General features: G+C 63.5%; 18 protein-coding genes. 10 read left to right on the top strand and 8 right to left on the bottom strand.

Annotated features, from left to right (window positions below; all coding sequences use genetic code 11):
• The 5 genes from QA639_RS32690 (at position 1) to QA639_RS32670 (ending at position 6,235) form a co-directional block, all read left to right on the top strand.
• Complete coding sequence (locus QA639_RS32690; protein WP_082190505.1) at positions 1-543, top strand: DUF1254 domain-containing protein; 543 nt, start codon at positions 1-3, stop codon at positions 541-543.
• Positions 540-1,556: a DUF1254 domain-containing protein gene (locus QA639_RS32685; RefSeq protein WP_428841087.1), complete on the top strand. Its 1,017-nt coding sequence runs from the start codon at positions 540-542 to the stop codon at positions 1,554-1,556. The genes QA639_RS32690 and QA639_RS32685 overlap by 4 nt, the downstream gene beginning before the upstream one ends.
• A gap of 67 nt (positions 1,557-1,623) precedes the next feature.
• Positions 1,624-3,036: a DUF1254 domain-containing protein gene (locus tag QA639_RS32680; protein WP_283088072.1), complete on the top strand. Its 1,413-nt coding sequence runs from the start codon at positions 1,624-1,626 to the stop codon at positions 3,034-3,036.
• A 49-nt stretch (positions 3,037-3,085) separates the two neighbouring features.
• Positions 3,086-4,111, top strand: coding sequence for a SphA family protein (locus tag QA639_RS32675; RefSeq protein WP_157347694.1), 1,026 nt, complete (start codon positions 3,086-3,088; stop codon positions 4,109-4,111).
• A 21-nt stretch (positions 4,112-4,132) separates the two neighbouring features.
• Positions 4,133-6,235: an adenylate/guanylate cyclase domain-containing protein gene (locus tag QA639_RS32670; protein ID WP_283088071.1), complete on the top strand. Its 2,103-nt coding sequence runs from the start codon at positions 4,133-4,135 to the stop codon at positions 6,233-6,235.
• A gap of 139 nt (positions 6,236-6,374) precedes the next feature.
• On the opposite strand, the gene QA639_RS32665 is transcribed toward QA639_RS32670, so the two are convergent.
• From QA639_RS32665 to QA639_RS32635, 7 genes are all read right to left on the bottom strand, one after another.
• Positions 6,375-6,656, bottom strand: coding sequence for a hypothetical protein (locus QA639_RS32665; RefSeq protein ID WP_016846917.1), 282 nt, complete (start codon positions 6,654-6,656; stop codon positions 6,375-6,377).
• A gap of 94 nt (positions 6,657-6,750) precedes the next feature.
• On the bottom strand, positions 6,751-7,344 hold the full coding sequence (locus QA639_RS32660; RefSeq protein ID WP_283088070.1) for a MarR family winged helix-turn-helix transcriptional regulator: 594 nt from the start codon (positions 7,342-7,344) through the stop codon (positions 6,751-6,753).
• Positions 7,341-8,654: an MFS transporter gene (locus QA639_RS32655; protein WP_283088069.1), complete on the bottom strand. Its 1,314-nt coding sequence runs from the start codon at positions 8,652-8,654 to the stop codon at positions 7,341-7,343. Before QA639_RS32655 ends, QA639_RS32660 begins: the two co-directional genes overlap by 4 nt.
• 37 nt (positions 8,655-8,691) lie before the next feature.
• Positions 8,692-9,018 carry a non-heme iron oxygenase ferredoxin subunit gene (locus tag QA639_RS32650; protein WP_283088068.1) on the bottom strand — a complete coding sequence of 109 codons (327 nt, stop codon included), beginning with the start codon at positions 9,016-9,018 and terminating at the stop codon, positions 8,692-8,694.
• Between the two features lie 8 nt (positions 9,019-9,026).
• Complete coding sequence (locus QA639_RS32645; RefSeq protein WP_283088067.1) at positions 9,027-9,542, bottom strand: aromatic-ring-hydroxylating dioxygenase subunit beta; 516 nt, start codon at positions 9,540-9,542, stop codon at positions 9,027-9,029.
• The gene (locus QA639_RS32640) at positions 9,542-10,915 is read right to left on the bottom strand and encodes an aromatic ring-hydroxylating oxygenase subunit alpha (RefSeq protein ID WP_283088066.1); all 1,374 of its coding nucleotides are present in this window, start codon (positions 10,913-10,915) and stop codon (positions 9,542-9,544) included. Before QA639_RS32640 ends, QA639_RS32645 begins: the two co-directional genes overlap by 1 nt.
• A 245-nt stretch (positions 10,916-11,160) precedes the next feature.
• Complete coding sequence (locus tag QA639_RS32635) at positions 11,161-12,057, bottom strand: LysR family transcriptional regulator (protein ID WP_283088065.1); 897 nt, start codon at positions 12,055-12,057, stop codon at positions 11,161-11,163.
• Between the two features lie 111 nt (positions 12,058-12,168).
• On the opposite strand from QA639_RS32635, the gene QA639_RS32630 reads away from it, so the two are divergent.
• The 5 genes from QA639_RS32630 (at position 12,169) to ilvA (ending at position 19,149) form a co-directional block, all read left to right on the top strand.
• Positions 12,169-13,788 carry an FAD-dependent monooxygenase gene (locus QA639_RS32630; protein WP_283088064.1) on the top strand — a complete coding sequence of 540 codons (1,620 nt, stop codon included), beginning with the start codon at positions 12,169-12,171 and terminating at the stop codon, positions 13,786-13,788.
• A gap of 11 nt (positions 13,789-13,799) precedes the next feature.
• The gene (locus tag QA639_RS32625) at positions 13,800-14,591 is read left to right on the top strand and encodes an alpha/beta fold hydrolase (protein WP_050383707.1); all 792 of its coding nucleotides are present in this window, start codon (positions 13,800-13,802) and stop codon (positions 14,589-14,591) included.
• Positions 14,592-14,609: 18 nt separating this feature from the next.
• Positions 14,610-16,028, top strand: coding sequence for an MFS transporter (locus QA639_RS32620; protein WP_283088063.1), 1,419 nt, complete (start codon positions 14,610-14,612; stop codon positions 16,026-16,028).
• Between the two features lie 17 nt (positions 16,029-16,045).
• On the top strand, positions 16,046-17,236 hold the full coding sequence (locus QA639_RS32615) for a M24 family metallopeptidase (protein WP_283088062.1): 1,191 nt from the start codon (positions 16,046-16,048) through the stop codon (positions 17,234-17,236).
• Between the two features lie 371 nt (positions 17,237-17,607).
• A complete protein-coding gene (gene ilvA, locus QA639_RS32610) occupies positions 17,608-19,149 on the top strand; it encodes a threonine ammonia-lyase, biosynthetic (RefSeq protein WP_283088061.1) in 1,542 nt (513 codons plus the stop codon).
• Positions 19,150-19,177: 28 nt separating this feature from the next.
• Here ilvA and QA639_RS32605 read toward each other — a convergent pair whose 3' ends face one another.
• Entirely contained in the window at positions 19,178-20,206 is a 1,029-nt protein-coding gene (locus tag QA639_RS32605) for a class II aldolase/adducin family protein (protein ID WP_428841086.1), read from the bottom strand.
• Position 20,207 lies beyond the last annotated feature (1 nt).

The raw sequence follows: 20,207 nt of genomic DNA, 5'->3' as shown, positions 1-20,207 counted from the left end.
ATGAAGCCATTGATCGCCGGAGGACTTGCGCTGATGGCGATCGCATCAACGCATGCCCAAACGCCGTCTAGCGACGATCTCAACCGCCGCATGATCGAGCGCCGCGCTGTCGAGGCCGTGATCTGGGGCATTTCCGCGGTCCATACCGATCTGATGCGGCATGAGATGCTGATCAGGACGCCGGGCAAGGTGGGGCAGGTGAACTATTGGGGGCGGCCGCTTGATTGGCACAACCAGACGCTGACGCCGAATCCGGACGCGCTGTACTTCATGACGTTCTTCGACACGAGGAATGGTCCGATCGTGCTCGATCTCCCGCCTGGCGATACGAACGGATCGTTCAACGGCAATATCGTCACGGTCTGGCAGATGCCGCTCGAGGATGCCGGCCTGCTCGGCGTCGACAAGGGTGCCGGCGGCAAGTTCCTGATTCTGCCGCCGGGCCACTACGACCCAAAGCCCGACGGCTACATGCTTCTGCGCTCCAACCTCAAGAGCCACGGCGATGCCAATGTTACGGTTGGAAATGGAGTGAAGCAGTGAAATTCAGATATCTGTTGACTGGTGTCCTTTGCCTCGCGGGCCAGAGCGCATCGCTCGCGCAATCGCCGGTCCCCGTCACGGTCGACACTTTTACCCGTGCCGAGTCCGATCTCTATATCGGTAATCTGTCCAAGGAGGGCGGCCTCGGAAAGCTCAACCATCGTCGCGAGCCGGCGCGCATCGACAACCAGACCGTCATCAGGCTCAACCGCGATACGCTCTATACATCAGGGGTGTTCGACCTCGACGCCGGGCCGGTGACGATCACGATGCCGGACCCTGGCAAGCGCTATATGGCACTGCAGGTGATCAGCGAGGATCATTATGTGCCCGCGGTCTATTACGGTGCCGGCAAGCGTACGCTGACGCGCGAGAACGTCGGCACGCTCTATGTGGTGGTCGGGATTCGCACGCTGGTCGATCCGAACGATCCCAAGGACATCGCGCAGGTGCACGCGCTGCAGGATGCCATCAAGGTCAGCCAGAAAGGCACCGGCAAGCTCGAACTTCCGATTTGGGACCCCGCCAGCCAGAAAGCCATTCGCGAAGCGCTGCTTGCGCTGAATGATTACACCGGCGGCTTCGCCCATGCGTTCGGACCCAAGGGATACGTCGATCCTGTCAGGCATCTGATCGGCACGGCCGCCGGCTGGGGCGGCAATCCCGACAAGGACGCGACCTATCTGAGCATCACGCCTATGAAAAATGACGGCACGACGATTTACAAGCTCACCGTTCGCGACGTCCCCGTCGACGCGTTCTGGTCGATCAGCGTCTACAACGAAAAAGGATACTTCGAGAAGAATCCCTATGACGCCTACACGCTGAACAACGTCACCGGCGTGAAGGGTGCTGACGGCTCCATCGCGATTCAGTTCGGCGGCTGCGGCGGCAAGATCCAAAACTGCCTGCCGATCACCAAGGGTTGGAACTACACCGTCCGGCTCTATCGGCCGCATGCGGAAATCCTGAACGGCAAATGGAAGTTTCCGGAGGCGCAGGTGGCGAATTGACGGTTCGACGACAAACATCGTCGATGCGGAGTGAGACTCTGGATTAGTGGGCAGAAGGATGCCGTAGATGATCAGATCAGCGTTTGCATTGATTGTCCTGGGACTGGGATTGATGCCGGGCCTGCCGGCTTCGGCGCAAAGCATCTCCGACCAGCAGGCGTACGAGATCGCACGCGATGCCTATGTCTTCGCCTATCCGATCGTCACCATGGACATCTCGATGCGTCAGTCGACCAATGTGCCCAACGCGAACACGGTTCCGTTGCGTGCCCCGGTCAACCAGTTCGCACATGCGCGGACCTATCCGCGCGCCGAGGAAAGGGATGTCGTGCGCTACAATTTCGACACGCTCTACTCGCCCGTGTGGCTCGACATTTCGCAAGAGCCGATCATCCTGTCGGTTCCCGATACGGGCGGACGCTACTATCTGCTGCCGATGCTCGACATGTGGACTGATGTGTTCAGTGTCGTGGGCTCGCGCACGACCGGAACCAGGGCGGGGAGTTTCGCTATCGTCGCGCCGGGCTGGAACGGGACGCTGCCCGAAGGCCTGACCAAGATCGTGGCGCCAACGCCGACCATCTGGATTCTTGGCCGCACGCAGACCAACGGTCCGGCCGACTACGATAACGTGCACAAGGTTCAGGACAGCTACAAGCTGACGCCGCTCAGCCAATGGGGCAAGGCCATTCCGCCCCAGGCCAACATGCCGACCGATCCGGCGATCGACAACAAGACACCGCCGCTTGTGCAGGTCAACAAGATGGACGGCGTCGCGGTGCTCGGGCGATTGGCCGAGCTGATGGCGAAACATCCACCGCACGCCAACGATTATCCGATCCTGTTCCGGATGCGGCAGATCGGTCTCGAGTCCGGCAAGCCGTTCGACGCCACGAAGCTCGACCCGGCGCTGGTCAAGACGATCAATGCTGCCGCCAAGGATGCGCTTGCGGATCTGGAGCAGTCCGGCAAGAGCGGCGCCGGCATCGGCCTCCACGTCAATGGCTGGTTCTACCAGACCAGCACCGTCGGCACCTATGGCACCGCCTATAAGCTCCGCGGGATGGGCACGCTGATCGGGCTCGGCGTGAATCTGCCCGAGGATGCGGTCTATCCGGCATCGTTCGTGGACGGCGATGGCAAGCCCTACAGCGGCGCCAATCGCTACGTGCTGCATTTCGACAACGGCAAGCTGCCACCGGCCAGCGCCTTCTGGTCGGTCACGCTTTATGACAAGGACGGGTTCCAGGCGCCGAACGCGCTGAACCGCTTTGCGCTCGGCGACCGCGACAAGCTCAAGTTCAACGCGGATGGCTCGCTCGACATCTATCTCCAGAACGAAAGCCCCGGCGCGGACAGGGAGTCCAACTGGCTGCCGGCTCCGGCGGGTGAATTCAACCTCGCCATGCGGCTCTATTCGCCGCAGCGCGCGGCCCTGGACGGCAGTTGGACGCCGCCGCCGGTCAGAAAAGCGAATTGAGGTGCACGCGAATCCGATACGGTGTCTTGAACGAAGTGGGGAGATCGGGATGAGGATAGTCAAGAATCACAGGCGCGCCGCACTGGGCATAGTTGGTGTACTCGCACTGTCGGCAGCGCCGCGCGCGGCATTGGCCGACGCCGGCGGGGTCAGCTTCTGGCTGCCCGGCGCGTTCGCGAGCCTGACCGCAGCACCGGCAATGCCGGGCTGGGCGTATGAGACGATCTACATTCACCTCGACCAGAGCGCCAACGCGGGCAAGAATTTCGTCATCGGCAACCGGGTGCCCGGATCGGTCGTGGCCGGTCTCAACGCGCATGCGGACGTTCTCGTGGAGGGATTTACCTACACCTGGGCTCAGTCCGTGCTTGGGGGCCAGGCCGCGGTAACCTTCCTTGCTGCGCCGGGAAATGTCGGCGTCGGGGTTGACGCGACGCTGACCGGGCCGCGGGGCAATACGGTCTCGGGCGTCGCAACCGACAACCGCAACACGGTCTCCGATGTCTTCTACCAGGGCACGCTGAAATGGAATCAGGGTGTCAACAACGAGATGGTCTACATCTTCGGCAACATCCCGAGCGGGACCTATGACAGCAGCCGGCTCGCCAATCTCAGCTTCGGATTCACCGCGATCGATGTCGGCGGCGCCTATACCTATCTCAATCCGGAAACCGGCCAGGAGTTCTCGGTGCTGGCGGGCGTCACCTACAATGGAATGAACAAGGATCTGCAGTACCAGAACGGCATCGACTTCCACGTCGACTGGGGACTTTCGAAGTTCGTCGCCAAGAATGTCCATGTCGGTGTCGCCGGCTACTATTTCCAGCAGCTCACCGGAGACAGCGGTGCCGGCGCGAAGCTCGGTGACTTCAAGGGACGCGTCGCCGGCATCGGCCCGCAGGTAGGCTTCATCTTCCCGGTCGCCGACGGCTACCAGGGCTATCTGAACCTTCGTGGCTACAAGGATTTCGCCGCAGAGAACCGGCCGGAAGGGTGGACGGCGTGGGTGACGTTCCAGCTCTCGCCGGCCGCGCCGGCTGCTACACCGACCAAGCCGATCGTGCGCAAATATTAGCGGAGGCGAACGACGAGCTCGATGAGTGATGCGCGCGAGACCGGCCGGGGGCCGGTTCGTATCGGCTTTCGTGCCTCCATCATCACGGTGTTCATCGCCGCGGTGCTGGTGGTCGGACTGACGCTGGTCTATCTCAGCTTCAGGCGGGTCTCGTCCATCACCCAGATGGCTGCGAGCACCTTCATCGACAAGGTGGGGCAAATCGGCGCCGATCGCATCGACGCGCAGTTCAAGAATGTACGCGACAGCCTCGAGATCCTGGCAGGCATACCGGCCATCCAGGAGGCCGACGTCGCCGATAATGTCAGGCTCTACGCCCTGCTGGCCTCGATGCTGCGCAACAATCCGCAGATCTTCAATCTCTATGTCGGATATGAAGACGGCTCCTTCCTGGAGATGGACGTCATCGATCGCGCCAAGCCGCAATTCCGCACGGCGCTGAATGTCGCCGCTGACGCTGTCTACCGCGTCGTCGTGATTGCCCGCTCCGGGGCGGCCGCCGCGGCGCCGGTGACGCTGTTCCTGTCGGAAAACCTGACCCAGGTCGCCGAGGTGGCGGGGCCGCATAGCTACGACCCGCGGCGGCGTCCCTGGTATGTCGATGCCTTAAAGGATCGCAAGACGCTGCTCACCGGGCCCTATGTGTTCTACGCGACCGGGGAGCCCGGCTACACGCTGCGCACGCCGCTCAGGGAAGGCCGCCGCGGGGTGGTGGCCGCCGACCTGCTGCTCAATCGCCTCGAGGAGATGCTGAGCCGGCAAAAGCTCGGAAAATCCGGGCTGGCCTTCCTGTTCAACGACGCCGACCGTATCGTCGGCCATCCCGAGATGCGCGGTCTGATGGCGGAACGCAGCGACGCATTGCCCCGGATCGATGCCATCAAGCTTCCCGGCCTGTCCGCGGCGATCCAGGCCTGGCGCACCGACGGACTCGCCCAGCAGTTCTTCACGGACGCCGACGGACGGACCCTTGTGGCGGCCTTTCACCGCATCGAGACGGCCGGCGCGGCCAACATCCACCTCGCGGTGGTCGCCCCGCTCGACGAGTTTTTCGCCAAGATCATCTCGGAGCGGCGCGCGCTGTTCGCCATCGCGCTCGGCTTTGTGATCGCGATGCTCCCCTTCGCGTTCTGGCTCGGCTCGCTGCTCGCCCGATCGCTGCGCGAGTTGGCGCGGCAGACCGACGAGATCCAGCGCTTTCAGCTCGCCGACCGGCCGCGGATGCAATCGGCCATCGACGAGATCGACGAACTGGGGCGCTCGGTGTTTACGATGCGCACCGTCGTACGCAACTTCTCAAGCTTCATTCCGCAGCCGATCGTCCGTCAGCTGATGGAATCCGGAGCCTCCCTGCAGCTCGGCGGCATCAGGCGCGAGGTCACGGTTCTCTTCACCGACGTCGCCGACTTCACCGCGAAGACCGAGAAGGCGGACCCCTCCCAGGTCATGATCTACACCTCGCGTTATTTCGCCGCGATGTCGGAGACGATCATGAAACACCATGGCACCATCGACAAGTTCATCGGCGATGCGGTGATGGCACTATGGAACGCGCCGGACGAGGATCCCGATCACGTCGTTCATGCCTGCGAGGCCGTGCTTGACTGCGTTCAGCGCAATGCCGAGCTCAACCGGGCCTTCCGCAGCGAAGGCTGGCCGGCCTATGGCACGCGGTTCGGACTGCATCTCGGCGATGCCGTGGTCGGCAATGTCGGCTCCGCCGCCCGCATGAGCTACACCGCGCTCGGCGCCACCATCAATCTGGCCTCGCGTCTCGAAGGCCTCAACAAGAACTACGGCACGCAGGTCCTGGTGAGCGCAGCCGTGAAGGCGCGTGCCGAACACAGATTCGCGTTCCGCAGCGTCGACCAGATCCGGCCGAAGGGCTTTGCCGACGCGATCACGGTCTACGAACTGTGCGGCGAACGCGGCGATTCGGAACTGACGTTCTGCGCGCGTTGGGAGGCCGTCTATAGTTCGATCCGGTACGCGGAGCCCGCCGTGGCGACGCTGCGCATTGCCGATTTCCTGGTCGAGTACCCCCGGGATGGCGTCGCGCAATACCATGCTGAACAACTGCGCAATGCCGTTCAGCAACCGCTGCTTGATCTGCCGGCGCACTGAGAAGCGGGCCGAGGCATATTTTGATCCGACCCTCGAGTTCTCGACGGTCCAGGGCCGGTCAGGTCATCGGTCCGGATCGGGCGATCGCCGATGCGATCGTTTCAACCGCCCCCGCAACGCGGGCGCGCAACGCCGGTGGCTAGGCCGCCATCAGTTGCTGAAGCGCAACAGCCTGCTCACGGGTCTGGAATGCGATGGCGGTGTGGGTAAAGCCCGACGAGGCCTGGGTTTGCGCGATGTGGTTGAGGACCTCGGTGCCCTTGACCACGTGAAGATCCATTCCCTGGCCGGCCGGAAAAATCCCGAGAACGACGTCGTAGGCCTCGATGATGGCCTTCAAGGCGCCACCCTTGTCTTCCGACGCGTCGATAAAGATACGAACATCCGCGGCGATACTACGAAGTTCGTCAAAGTCGATCACTGGAAGTCTCCCATACGCAACTCACTGGTCGATCCTAGCTACAACTTGCTTACTGAAACATAAATTACGCGGGTTCCTCACCGGACAAGTGTCGCTAGGCGCCGGTCGGCGGCCTCCGCTTCGCAATGCGTTTGACCGGCGCGTGGGCCGGCACGGCATTCGAGGTCTGGTCGGCCATGTGGGGAATGCGGTGCTCGATATGCGCCACGACCCGGAAGAAGCTCTCCAGTGCCTTGGCGTCGAGACCGGCCGTGAGGTTGCTGTGCCGGCGCAGGATTTCATCCAGACTGCGGTCGAGCAGTGCCACGCCCTGCGATGTCAGCCGGATCTCGGTCCGGTTCCGGGCGCTGCCTCGCACCGGCGTCAGCTCGATCAGGCCCTTTTTCTTCAGCGAGGTCGTCTCGCGGCTGACGACGGCCTTGTCCAGTTGCGCATTGGTCCAGATGTCGTAGGCGCTTGCCGGTTCATGCTCCCTGAGAAAGGACAGCACCCGCCATTCCGCGAGCGACACGCCGTAGGCCTGCGGGAAGAAGGCGTTGGCATTGGCGCGCAACCTCGCGACCAGGCTGGACAGCACCGTGGGCACATAGCGCTCGAAATCGATCACCAGTTCCGAGCGCGCATCCTCTTGCGCGGCGCGGCGCGGGGCAGGGGTCTTGGTACGGTTTGTGGCGGTCCGACTGCTCATTCTTTCACGAGTTGGGTGCGTGCGATCAAGACCAACGTCGCCGCGACCAGGAGAACGCCTGTTACCACGAGGAATCCGATGGTGAAACTGCCCGAGGCGTCCTTGGCGCGTCCGATCACGATCGGGATGGTGGCGCCTCCGATGCTGCCGATGGTGCTGACCAGGCCGATCGCGCCCGGCGCGCTCTGCCGCGACATGTAGGACTGGGGAATAGTCCAGAACACGGCCTGCGTACCATAGACACCGACATTGGCAACCATGAATCCGATGATGATCCAAACCGGCGATGTTGAAAAGGCCGCTATCGCGAATCCGGCCGCCGCGATCACGAAGGTCATGGCAGCATAATAGAAGCGCTCACCGACATGGTCGGAGTGCCGCGACAACGCGATCATGCCGATCAGGCCGGCGACGGGTGGGATCGCGGTCACGAAACCGACCTGGGAATTCGGCAGTCCGAACGACTTGATGATTTGCGGCAGCCAGGGAAACAGCGAAGCCAGGCCACAGAACAGGCCGAAATTGCACAGGCCGAACAGCAGCACCATCGGCTTGGTGATGGTCCGGAGCACGCCTTCGGCATGCACCACCCCGGTCGCCTTGGCGTCGCGCTCCAGCGCGCTGGTCAGCCAGTTGCGCTGCGCCGTCGACAGCCAACTCGCCTGCTGCGGGCGGTCGGTCAGATAGAAGATGCCGACGATCCCGAGAATGACGGGCGGCAGGCCCTCGAGGATGAACAGCCATTTCCAGCCCGAGATGCCGAACGTTCCGTTCAGCTCGAGGATCGCGCCGGAGATCAGCGAGGCGAAGATATAGGAGATCGGCACCGCATAGTTGAACATCGCGTTGTAGCGGGCGCGGTACTTGAACGGAAACCAGAGGCTCAGCAGCAGCATCACCCCGGGAAACAAGCCGGACTCGGCAAATCCGAGGAAGCCGCGGAATGCATAGAGGCTCAATGGACCCTGCGTGAATGCCATCAGCATCGTGGCGATGCCCCACAGGATCGCGATCCGCGTCAGCGTGACGCGCGCGCCGTATTTGCTGAGGATGAGATTGCTCGGGATCTCGAAGATGGAATAGGTGAAGTACATGATACCGACCGCGATGCCGAACATCTCGGCATTGAGCCCGAGCTCCTTGTTCATCTGCAGTGCGGCAAAGGAGATGTTTCCGCGGTCGAGAATGGCGAGGAAATACATCGCCATGACGAACCACATCAGGTGCAGCGCGACCTTGCGGATTGTGGTGCGTTCGATCTGCGGATCGGCGGTCGTTATCGCCGCCTTGTCCATCACGACTTCGGTCATCCCTGTTTCCCCCGATTCTTGATTTTTGACGGTTCTGTTATGCGGGCAGGCAGACTTCGAGCCTGTCGCCCGCCACGCGTACCGGATAGGTCCGGATATCGATCTCGACCGGACTGGTCAGCGCCTCGCCGGTCCGGATATCGAATCGGCCCATGTGCAGCGGGCATTCGATCTCGCAGCCCTCCAGAATGCCGTCGGACAGCAGCGCCTCCGCATGCGTGCAGATGTTGCTCGTGGCGTAGTACTCATTGCCGATGCGATAGAGCGCGACATGGTGACGGCCGATTTCGATGCCGTACGGCTCGCCTTCGTTCAGCGCGCTGAGCGCGGCCGCTTCGTGCCAGGTTCCCTGATCGTCCGTCATGTGCCCTCTCAAATGCTGTAGAAATCGAGCACGGTCGGGACGCGGTCGTTGACCAGCGTGATGACCTTGCGCGCGATCTTCCAGGTCTCGCCGTCACGCCGCAGCGTATGCTCATAGCGCCCGTGCCGCAGATGCTCTTTGGCCACGCGCGGGTCGTAGACGTGGACCGAGAACACCGAATGGCAGGTGATCTGATCAGCGCCGGTTTCCGACGCTTCCAGGTTCGAGATCTGGTGCACGGTGCGCGGCAGCGGCAGCGCGGTGATCGATTTGCGCGACTCGATGCGCGCGATCCGCTCTTCCAGCCCGCGCCGCGCATCGTGGTAGAGCAACGAGACCTGCGTCTCGGGATCATTGGTGGTGGTGTACTCGTCGAGCCATGCCGGCACCCAATAGACGGCATCCTCGTTGTACATCGCGACCCAATCGGCCCATTCGCCGGCGTCGAGCAGGCGCGCCTCGCGAAAGATGACCGCGGCTGCGATCGCGCGCGCATCGGCTTCCCTGATTGCGTCGGCCGCCATCACGCCGTCTCCCCGGCGGCGTGCTGCAACAGCCTGCGCCACTCGCGATACCCGGGATGGAAATTCGTCTCGCCGCCGAAGCTGGCGGGGCCAAACGACCATTCGGTTGGGGTGATGCCGAGCTCGCGCGTGTGCGCGCTCTCGCCATGGCTGACTTCCGCGACGCCGCGCAAATAACCTTGCGTGGGCGCGGCGGTTGTCGCGTCGTAGCCGGTCTGGCAGAACTCATACATGACGTTGTCGTCCGAGCTCGCCAGCCCGGAGGCATTGAAGAAGTCTTCGTAGTTGCGAATACGAAGAGTGCGCGCCGCGGCGCTTTCGCCGACCGGAGCAAGGCAATGCGACACCATCTCGGTCTTGTCGGGTGCCAGTGGCCGCCAGGTTCGCACCTGCGCCGACAGGATGTCGATGACCTGCAGGTTCGGAAAAATCGTGAGGTTGCGCTGGCGCAGCATCCATTTGGCACGGGTGCTGCCGACGCGCTGCCTCACGGCATCGAGACGCGCCGGATCCATGCCTAGCGGCCGGCCATAGAGCTGCGTGCGCTTGATCGACCAGTTGACGGCGTGGCCGTAATCGAAGCTGAAGCTGCCTTGCCCTTCCTGCTCGCCTTCCGGCTCCGCAGTGAATCCGGCATCCGGTCCGGCGCTTGCATTGCGCTTCTTCAGGATATCGACGTAGGAGCTGTGCGTGGTCGCGAAGTGATAGTAGTCGAGACCGTTCTCGAACTGCAGCTTCCAGTTTCCATCGAACGCGTAGGTGCTGGCGCCCGGCACGAATTCAACCTCACCGCTGTCGCTCTGATCGATGATGAGGTCGAGGAACGCGCGGGTGTCGCCGAGAAATTCTTCGAGCGCCGGAACGTCGGCCGAGAGGCTCGCGAACAGGAATCCGCGATACGAACCCAGCCGCGCGACCGGAAGAAGGTCGTGATTGCTGTTCGAGAAGGACGGCGGATACTGTCCGCTCGCTTCCTCCGTCACGGAGATGTTGCGCCCGCCCGAGTCGTAGGCCCAGCCGTGATAGCGGCAGACATGGAATTTCTGCCGGCCCTGCTTGAACGGACAGACGATCGTTCCGCGATGCCGGCAGGTGTTGAGGAAGGCGCCGACTTTTCCCTCAGCGCTCCGCATCACCAGAATGGGATGCCGGCCGATATGGGTGGTGACGAAGTCGTTGGGCCGGGCGACCTGGGATTCCAGGCCGATGAAATTCCACGTGGCCTCGAAGATATATCGCAGCTCGGCGTCGAACACGGCCGGATCGGTGAAGATCCGGCGATCGACTTCAAAGATGCGTTCGCCGGGGCGGTCATCGATGAGCCGGGAAATCTCGCTCAGCCTTGCCGCATGGGTCTGCGAAGCAGCGTTCATAACGTCCTCCCTTCGACTAACCGCCGGCCATGAAAAGTCGCCCGCAGAGCCGCGTCACGGCTCGCGTCTTTTCACTGCGGGAACAGCCGGCTTGATCGCCAATCTTGGAATGACTCTATAGTTGTCATGACAACTATGGTCAAGACGGATTGGTCGATCAGAACCTGGAGCCGGACGCAACGGATACGGCCCGTGCGTCGGGCTACAGCGAGGAATGAGCAGACCGCTTGCGTGGAGCGGCGGGTTCAGCTCTTGCGCGCCGGCGAGGTCAGGATGATTCCCTCGTCGATCAGGACGCCGCAGATCTTCTTCAGCGCGGCAATCGCTTCACGCGTGGCCCGGCTCACGGGCCGTCCGCGCGGCAGCGCCAGCACGCGCTCGGCGCGCATCCACGGCAACAGCGCCGCCGACAGCGCGCCGGCAGCCACCTCCTGGTGAATGCCGGAGAATGGTAGCAGCGCGTAGCCGAGGCCAGATGCCACCATGCGCTTCATCGGTGTGCTGTTATCGACCCGCACCGCGCAGAGCATGGTCGACGGGAACGGGTTGCGGCTGAGCGGGGCCACCGCGGATGGCAGGGCGTCGAATTCCTTGCGGGTCAGCCGGCCGCGCTTCAGCAGCGGGTCGCGCGACGGCCCGATCAGGAACACCTGCTCGACAACCAGCGTCTCATAGTCGAGATGGTCGTTGGGGGAAGGCGTCGTCACGATCGCCAGATCGAGTTCACCGCGTAGTAGGCGTTCGGACGCGTTCTCAGTCAGGCCCTCGCTCAGCTCGAGCCTCACGCGTGGAAATTGCTTCACGAAGGCCTGGGCCAGCGGCGGGTAGAGGATATCGCCGAGGCTCGGTGGCGCGCCGATCCGCACCGTTCCGCTCGGCTCGCGATTTTCCGTGCGCACCTCGGCCTTGATGTCGTCGATTGTGCCGAGCAGCCAGCGTCCGCGCGCGAGCAGCACCTTGCCGGATTCCGTGACCGAGACACCGCGCGCGCCGCGTTCGAGCAAGGCGCCGCCCAATTCGTCCTCGAGTTCCTTGACGTGGCGGCTGAGTGCCGACTGGGCGACGTTCAGCGTGCTCGCTGCAGCGGCAAAGCCGCCACGCTCGGCGACGGCGACGAAATAGCGGATCTGCCGCAGGTCCATGGCGGGCACACTCCATCTCAAATCGAGATGGATACCATATCAAACATATTCTTGTGAGATACCAAAAAAGGAGCAGTCTCCTCGCAACGATCAAACGGAGGAGAGACGAGGATGGGCATCGCCACCGATGAGGCACGCCAGACGTCCGTATTCATCGCCGGCGGCGGGCCGGTCGGCCTTGCGATGTCGCTGCTGCTCGATCGCTTCGGCATCGACTGCGTGGTGGTCGAGAAGAGTCCGACGACGACGGATCATCCGAAGTCGCGCGGCTGCTGGGTCCGCACCATGGAGATCTTCCGGCAGTGGGGGATCGAGCAGGCGATCCGCGACCGCGGCCTGCAGGACAATTCCGACATGTTCGTGTTTCTCGACAGCATCGCGGGCCACGAGTTCGGCCGCACCCGCCCCGAACCGAATGTCGGTCATACCCCCGCCTGGAAGAGCCTGGTCGCCCAGGACGCCGTCGAGGAGGAAATCCTGCGGGTGGTCGAAAAGTCCAAGCACGCCACGGTTCTGTTTAACACGGCCTGTGAATCGTTCGAGGAGACCAACAGCGGCGTCAACGTCACGACACGTTGCGAAAAGACCGGCGAGGTGACCCATTGGACGGCGACATATTTGATCGCGGCCGACGGCGCGGGCAGCCAGACGCGGCGCAGCGCCGGGATCGAGATGGTCGGGCCCTCGACGCTGGCGGTGATGTCGAACGAGTATTGGCGTGCCGATCTGTCGCGGCTGCCGATCGCGCGCGAGGCCGCCGGTTTCATCATCGTCCCGGACAGACCCGATCTGCCGCGCGCCGGCATCCTGAACACCAATGGCCGCGATCGCTGGCTGACGGTGACGCAAATCGGCCTGACCAAGGACGATCGCGAGCGGCCTTGGACCGACCAGGAGTTCATCGAGATCGCGCGCGGCCATGTCGGCATTCCTGATCTCGATGTCACGCTTTTGAACCGCTCGATCTGGCGCGTCAGCATGCAGGTGGCCGAGACCTTTCGAAAGGGCCGGGTGTTTCTGGTCGGCGACTGCGCGCATCGCTTTCCGCCGACCGGCGGCTTCGGCCTGAACTCCGGCGTTCAGGACGCGCATAACCTCGCGTGGAAGCTGGCCTTCGTGCTGAAGGGCCTTGCGGACGAAAAGCTGCTCGACAGCTATTCCAGCGAGCGACGTCCGATCGCGCAATCCAATGCCAATTTCAGCTACGGCAATCGGCTGAGATTCGGGCTGACCGATGACGCCGTGCGATCGCGCAATCCGGACCGGATCAGGTTCTGGATCAACGACATGGACAATCACCTGCACAGCATCGGGCAGAACCTCGGCCACAATTACGAGGAGGGCGCGGTGATCCCCGATGGCACCGTCGCGAAGGCCTTGAACTCCCGCTACTACACGCCGACGGATCGTCCCGGCGCGCGATTTCCGCACATGTGGCTGGAGCCTTCGCGCAAGAAATCGACGCTCGACTGGTTCGACAAGCAGTTCACCGTCGTCGCGGGCCCACTCGGCAGTGAGTGGCTGGAAGCGGGAAAACAGGTATCCGAGAAGACCGCCTTGCCGTTGTCGCTGAAGCAGTTGCCCTCAGCCGATCCGGCGGATGGATTCCAGCTCGGCATGCGCGGCGCCGTGTTGGTGCGCCCCGATGGACATGTGGCGTGGCGGATGCCGTGGCTGCCATCGGATCCTGCGAAGGAATTGGCCGGCGCGCTTTCAACGCTGCTGCATTAGCGGGGACCCCGATGCAATCGTTCGAATCCAACGGCGTCGTCACGGCGTTTGAGAAAACCGGGCGCGGCGATCCGATAGTCCTGTTGCATGGCGGCGAGGCTGATCATGCGATGTTTGACGGCCTTGCGCCTGTCCTTGCGGAGAACTTCACGGTGATCGCCTATGACCAGCGCGACTCCGGTGCCACCCGAAACCCTCCGTCATCCTATTCGCTGGCCGATTTGGCCGACGACACCGCGGCCTTGATCGGAGGGCTCGGTTACGATCGTGCCCATGTCTTCGGAACCTCGCTGGGTGGGCAGATCGCGCAGGTGCTGGCGGCCCGTCATCCCGACCGCATCGACCGCCTGATCCTGAGCAGCACCTGGAAGGTCAACAGAAGCCCGCTCGACGTCAATGCGGATGCCTTCCGCAAGCTCGCTTCCTGGCGCGCGGATACCATCGCCAATGCGTCGAAGATTGCCGAGTTCTTCTTCCCGCCAGCATACCTGCGCACGCGGCCTGAGCTGATCGAGATCTTCCGCGGCTCCAGCCGCGACGAGGGCCAGAAGGCGCGCCGCGGCGCCTTGCTTGCGCAGCCTGTCGCCTCCGATCTGACCGGCTTTGATCGCCCGACGCTCTTGCTGGCGGGCGGTGATGACCGGCTGATCCCGAACGCGGAAACATTTGCGCTCGCCCGCGATCTTGCGCGCGTCGAGACGAAGATCATCGCAGGCGTCGGCCATGTCGCGTCGATCCAGGCCACCGAACGTGTGGCGGAGGCGGTGACGGCATTTCTGAATTCAAACAAGAAGGCGGCTTGACAACAACAGGGGGAGACCATGGCGGAACAAACGAGCGCAGTGCCGTTCGACGAAGCGCCGGTAACGACGCGCTATTGGCTATCGATCATCATCTTCGCCGTCACCGGCGTGGTCGATTTCTTCGATTTCTTTGTGGTCGGATTCCTGGTCTCGGTGCTGGCGCCGAAATGGCACCTGACGTTTGGGCAGACGTCGATCATGCTGATGAGCGCCGGCATCGGAGCGATGCTGGGAGCGTTCGTCGCGGGCATCCTCGCGGATCGTTTCGGGCGCAAGCCGCTGGCGATATCAGGTGTTCTGCTCTGCGGCCTGACCTCGGGCGCGATCGCGTTCATTCCGGAAGACGGCTGGGTTGCGTTTGCGATCCTGCGCTTCTTCGTCGGCTTCGGCCTTGCCGCCGGCGCGGCGGCGGCGGTTCCTGCTATCGTCGAATTCGCACCGACCCGCCATCGCACGCTGGTCACGAGTCTCGTGGTCGTCCCGGTCGCCTTTGGCGTGCTGTCGGCGTCGGTGACGGCGAGCTTCCTGCTGCCGCTGGTCGGCTGGCGCGGATTGGCGGCAGTCGGCTTCCTGCCGATCCTCCTCGGAATTCTGACCATGATCGTCATGCCGGAATCGCCGCGCTGGCTCATCAGCAAGGGCCGCGTGCGCGAGGCGCAGGCGAGCATCCGGAAACTCTACCGGGTCGGTGGCGAGTCCTTCGTGCTGCCTGCGCTGCCGCCGGCGAGCCCGGCGACATTTGTCGATCTCTTTGCCGAGCAGCGGCGCTTCTGGCTGACAGTCCTGATCTGGTTCGGCGCCAGCACGGCGAATTACGGTGTGTTCTTGTGGGGACCGACGATCGTGGCGCTGCTGCTTGGCGTCGCGCCCCAGGATGCGGCCAAGATGTTCATCTATGTCAGCCTCGCCGGCGTGTTCGGCCGGACCGGCTTCGCCTTCCTCGCCCATCGGGTCGGCCGCAAGCCCTGTGGCCAGTTGATGGGCTATGGTACCGCGGTGTCGCTGGCGCTCGCCGCCTATTTTCACAACGACTTTGCCGGCTCGGTGCCGCTGTTCCTGGTCTTCCTGATCGTCGGCGCCGTGTTCTTCGATGGCGGATTTTCGAATATCGGACCCTATCCGGCGGAAATCTTCCCGGTTCAGCTGTCGGGACGCGCGGTCGGCCTTGCCCAGCTCTCGAACGGGATCGGCAAGATCGTAGGTCCCCTGTGTCTCGCATTGATCGCCGGCGCGGATAACCTCGTGCATCCAAGTGCGACAGCCGCGGCGGTGATGCCGGCGTTCTGCTTTCTTGCCGGCGCGGGCCTCCTGATCGGCCTTGCATTCACGTTCCTCGGCGTCGAGCCGCACGGGCGCCCGGTGGTTCTGTTTGGCGAAAACGCGGGCGCGAGCGCCGCACCGAAATCGCTGGCCGCAAAACCGGCCGCGGGACAGTGAAAGACGAAAGGTCATACATGGACAACGCTTTCGACACGATCGCAACGGCGGCGCCGTTCGATACTGCAAAGCTCGATCGGCTGATGGATGAAGCGGGGCTCGACGTCCTGATCGTCACCTCGCGTCACAATGCGCAGTATCTGCTCGGTGGATATCGCTTCTTCTTCTTCGACGTCATGGAGGCAATCGGCACCGGCCGCTATCTGCCGGTGTTCGTCTATCAGAAAGGACACCTGGAAAATTCCGCCTACATCGGCAACCGCATGGAGAAGTTCGAGCACGCGCTCGGACGGATATGGACGCCGGTTGTCAAGGCGGAGGCGTGGGGAACGATCGATGCGATCGGCCTTGCGATCGATCATGCGAGGAAGCTCGCGGGCTCCACCAAGCGCATCGGCATCGAGGCAGCCTTCCTGCCGGCCGATGCCAGGGATCATCTGCGCACCGGCCTTGGCGACGTCGAGTTCCGCGAGGCCCATTTCACGCTGGAACGGCTTCGTGCCGTAAAATCTCCCGCCGAACTGGACCTGATCAGGGAGGCTTCCGAACGGGTCGTCGATGCGATGATGGCCACGTTCAAGGGCTGCGCACCGGGCATGACCAAGAGCGACGTCGTCGCCCGTCTGCGCCGCGAGGAGCAGGAGCGCGATCTCGTCTTCGAATACTGCCTGATTGCCGCGGGCAAGAGCCATAACCGCGCGCCTTCCAGCCAGCGTCTCGAGCAAGGCGACGTAATCTCGATCGATTCCGGCGGAAACTACCGGGGCTACATCGGTGACCTCAGCCGCATGGGCATCCTGGGTGAGCCCGACAGCGAGCTGCGCGAGTTGCTGCAACAGGTCGAGGACATCCAGCAGGTGGCCCGGCGCGCGATCCGGCCGGGCGCCATGGGTGGCGACATCATCGCGGCGGGCGAGGCGGCCGTCAAAGCCTCGCCGCATCGCGCCGTGCTCGACTTCACCGCACACGGCATTGGGCTCGTCAGCCACGAAGCGCCGCGCCTGACTGCAACGGGTCCGGTGCCTTATTCGCCGTATGACGCTGATCGGCCGCTGGAACACGGGATGGTGATCTCGATCGAGACCGCGCTGCTGCATCCAACGCGCGGCTACATCAAGCTCGAGGACACCCTGATCGTCTCCGAATCGGGCTGGGAAGCGCCCGGTGACCATGGCAGGGAATGGAATTCATCGCGTCTCATGGCGTGAAGCGGTCAACGCAAGGGCGGCATTTTGGGCTGGGGCACCGATTCAGGTGCAGGGGTCAAGTTCGGAATATTAGAAATATACCCCTGAATTGCCCGACGTGTCAAGTTGCCCGGTCGACGCCGGCCGCCGCCGGCTACTTTGCATGGGGTTGTTTTCGATATTTTGGCGGCGCCCATGCGACGGCCCAGATGACTTCATATGCGCTCGGCCAGGCGATTGATCCGGCGGTCTTGGCTTCACTCGAGCCTTCGGCCATGCGATGCTTCGAGCTGGATGTAGCGGCGGCTCCGTGCCGTCTGCTCGCCAGGTCGGCGCCGACGATGGGCAGGTGCAACCGATAAGGATTGCCTCCCATCGGCAGAAGCGACCCGATGACCTTTAATGCGCTCCGCGACTACGCCCAAAGCATCCTGACCGCACGGGTCTACGACGTGGCGGTCGAAACGCCGCTCGATCCCATGCCGCGGCTCTCCGAACGATTGTCGCGCACGGTTTTGCTGAAGCGGGAAGACTTCCAGCCGATCTTCTCGTTCAAGCTTCGCGGCGCCTACAACAAGATCGTCAGGCTGCCGGACGCGCAGCGCAGGCTGGGCGTCATTTGCGCTTCGGCGGGCAATCATGCGCAGGGCGTGGCGCTGTCGGCGCGCAAGCTTGGGATTCCGGCGACGATCGTCATGCCGAGGACGACGCCCGCCATCAAGGTCGAGGCCGTCCGGCGCTTGGGCGGTGACGTTGTCCTGCATGGCGATACGTTCGACGACGCACAGACCAAGGCCAGGGAGATCGAGGCCGCGCGTGGTTTGACCTTTGTGCATCCGTTCGACGATCCCGATGTGATCGCCGGCCAGGGAACGGTCGGGATGGAGATCCTGCGCCAGCATCCCGATACGATCGAGGCGATCTTCGTGCCGATCGGCGGAGGCGGACTGGCGGCCGGCGTGGCTGCCTTCGTGAAGTTCCTCAACCCGTCGATCAAGGTCGTCGGCGTCGAGCCGGCGGACGCCGCGTCGATGGCGGCCGCGCTCGCCAAGGGCAACGTCGTCGCGCTGGATCAGGTCGGACTGTTCGCCGACGGCGTCGCCGTCCGCAAGGTGGGAACCGAGACCTTCCGGCTCTGCCGCGACCTGCTCGACGAGGTCGTCACGGTGGACACCGATGCCATGTGCGCCGCCATCAAGGACATCTTCGACGACGTGCGATCGGTCGCCGAACCCTCCGGAGCATTGGCGCTCGCCGGCCTCAAGGCCTATGCCGAGCGCGGCGCGCTCAGCGACGGAAGCCTGATTGCGGTCAACAGCGGGGCCAATCTGAATTTCGACCGGCTGCGCACCATTGCCGACCGCGCCGAGGTCGGCGAACATCGCGAGGCGCTGCTTGCCGTGACCGTGCCGGAGAAGCCGGGCAGCTATCGGCACTTCATCCGCATCCTCGGCTCGCGCGCGATCACGGAATTCAACTACCGCTTTGCCGAGACCACCGCGCCGGCGCAACTGTTCGTCGGCATCGCGCTGAGCCGCGGCGAGGTCGAGAAGCGGGAAGTCATGGAGCTGCTTCGGCGCGAAGGCTATCCGATCCTCGATCTGAGCGAGAACGAGATGGCCAAGGACCATGTGCGCTACATGGTGGGCGGTCGCGCTCCGCTGCTCAAGGACGAGGTCATCTACCGCTTCGAGTTTCCGGAGCGTCCCGGCGCGTTGTTGAAATTCCTCGAGAGCCTGGCGCCGGACTGGAATATTTCGCTGTTCCACTATCGCAATCACGGCGCCGACTACGGACGCATTCTGGCAGGGATCGAGGTCAAGCCTCACGAGCGCGCCCGGTTCGTTCAGGCGCTGGATGCGCTCGGCTATCCCTACTGGAACGAGAGCGAAAATCCGGCCTATCGCCTGTTTCTTTCCGCCGAGAAGGGATGAAGCACCGAGCGTCTCTGTTGGCCAGCGGTCAGCGATCGGCCGTCAGTTGCTGGCGATAGCGCTCGGCGTCCCAATTCAGCAGCGCATGCTCGTTCTCTGCCGTCAGATAGTTGACCCGTGCGGTCAGGGGCAGGCGGCAGGTGACCAATGCGAGACAGCTCAGCATGGCTTCCGCGCCGTCACTCGCATCGTCGCGGATGAGGCTGCCGAGGTCAGGGACAAGAAGCGCAACCGGCGGCGGCAGTCCGTTCGTGGTGGTCTGCGCGATCATGACGCTCAGCTTCTCGCGATGCTCCAGGACCGGCAGGCCGGGGCCAAGGAAGACGACGTGATCGGGATACAGCGAGCCGCTGGTCGCGATCGCGCGGCTGTAACGGTCGGTGGCGATGTCGTGGCCGCGAGGATCCTGCGGCAGGCGATAATCGGTGCCCGCGCAGATCGTGCGGAGCGCGTCGTGATCTGCCGCCGGCGCGCTGCGCTGCTCCAGCGCGAGGCGTCTCTCGACGTCGGCCACCAACGCCTCCGCCACGTCGCAAGTGTCTGCACCGACCACCAGGCCGTGATTGCCAAGGATCAGGACGTCGACCGCATCATCGGCGATCGCGTCGTTGACCGCGCGTGCGAGCGGCAGCCCCGGGTGATGATAGTCGAGGTAACGCCACGCCAGTCCGTCCAGGCGCCGGGCAAATTCGTCGCGGGCGTCGATGCGCACCGCCCATGCGATGGTGTTGATGGAATGGACGTGCAGCACGATCCGGTGCGGCATCAGCGCATGCAGCGAGGTCTCGATCGAGGCGCGCAGCGTCGTCCCGGCATTCGGCGCCAGCGGCACGCGTTCGTCGCCATGCATCAGCGCCGCGCGCGCGGCCGATAAGGCGACCGGCACGAAAATCTCCTTGTCCTCGGCATCGGCGAGCCAGGTACCTGACGCCTTCACCCACAGCACGTCGCCATCCTTGACCGACGAATTGCCGCCGGCGCCTTGCACCAGCAGGATATTCCTGCCGACGCGTGCCGACATGCGGCGCAGTTCATCCAGCATTTGAGGCGGTCGCATC

This window comes from Bradyrhizobium pachyrhizi, assembly GCF_029714545.1.
Taxonomy (GTDB): Bacteria; Pseudomonadota; Alphaproteobacteria; order Rhizobiales; family Xanthobacteraceae; genus Bradyrhizobium; species Bradyrhizobium pachyrhizi.
The sequence above is the reverse complement of the archived record's forward strand: the minus strand, read 5'-3'. Positions and strand labels throughout refer to the sequence as shown.

Bases quoted from the DNA above. Each gene is read 5' to 3' on its own strand.
- QA639_RS32690 (WP_082190505.1), top strand. From the start codon at position 1: ATGAAGCCATTGATCGCCGGAGGACTTGCGCTGATGGCGATCGCATCA.
- QA639_RS32680 (WP_283088072.1), top strand. From the start codon at position 1,624: ATGATCAGATCAGCGTTTGCATTGATTGTCCTGGGACTGGGATTGATG.
- QA639_RS32675 (WP_157347694.1), top strand. From the start codon at position 3,086: ATGAGGATAGTCAAGAATCACAGGCGCGCCGCACTGGGCATAGTTGGT.
- QA639_RS32670 (WP_283088071.1), top strand. From the start codon at position 4,133: ATGAGTGATGCGCGCGAGACCGGCCGGGGGCCGGTTCGTATCGGCTTT.
- QA639_RS32660 (WP_283088070.1), bottom strand. From the start codon at position 7,344: ATGAGCAGTCGGACCGCCACAAACCGTACCAAGACCCCTGCCCCGCGC.
- QA639_RS32655 (WP_283088069.1), bottom strand. From the start codon at position 8,654: ATGACCGAAGTCGTGATGGACAAGGCGGCGATAACGACCGCCGATCCG.
- QA639_RS32650 (WP_283088068.1), bottom strand. From the start codon at position 9,018: ATGACGGACGATCAGGGAACCTGGCACGAAGCGGCCGCGCTCAGCGCG.
- QA639_RS32645 (WP_283088067.1), bottom strand. From the start codon at position 9,542: ATGGCGGCCGACGCAATCAGGGAAGCCGATGCGCGCGCGATCGCAGCC.
- QA639_RS32640 (WP_283088066.1), bottom strand. From the start codon at position 10,915: ATGAACGCTGCTTCGCAGACCCATGCGGCAAGGCTGAGCGAGATTTCC.
- QA639_RS32635 (WP_283088065.1), bottom strand. From the start codon at position 12,057: ATGGACCTGCGGCAGATCCGCTATTTCGTCGCCGTCGCCGAGCGTGGC.
- QA639_RS32630 (WP_283088064.1), top strand. From the start codon at position 12,169: ATGGGCATCGCCACCGATGAGGCACGCCAGACGTCCGTATTCATCGCC.
- QA639_RS32625 (WP_050383707.1), top strand. From the start codon at position 13,800: ATGCAATCGTTCGAATCCAACGGCGTCGTCACGGCGTTTGAGAAAACC.
- QA639_RS32620 (WP_283088063.1), top strand. From the start codon at position 14,610: ATGGCGGAACAAACGAGCGCAGTGCCGTTCGACGAAGCGCCGGTAACG.
- QA639_RS32615 (WP_283088062.1), top strand. From the start codon at position 16,046: ATGGACAACGCTTTCGACACGATCGCAACGGCGGCGCCGTTCGATACT.
- ilvA (WP_283088061.1), top strand. From the start codon at position 17,608: ATGACCTTTAATGCGCTCCGCGACTACGCCCAAAGCATCCTGACCGCA.
- QA639_RS32605 (WP_428841086.1), bottom strand. From the start codon at position 20,206: ATGCGACCGCCTCAAATGCTGGATGAACTGCGCCGCATGTCGGCACGC.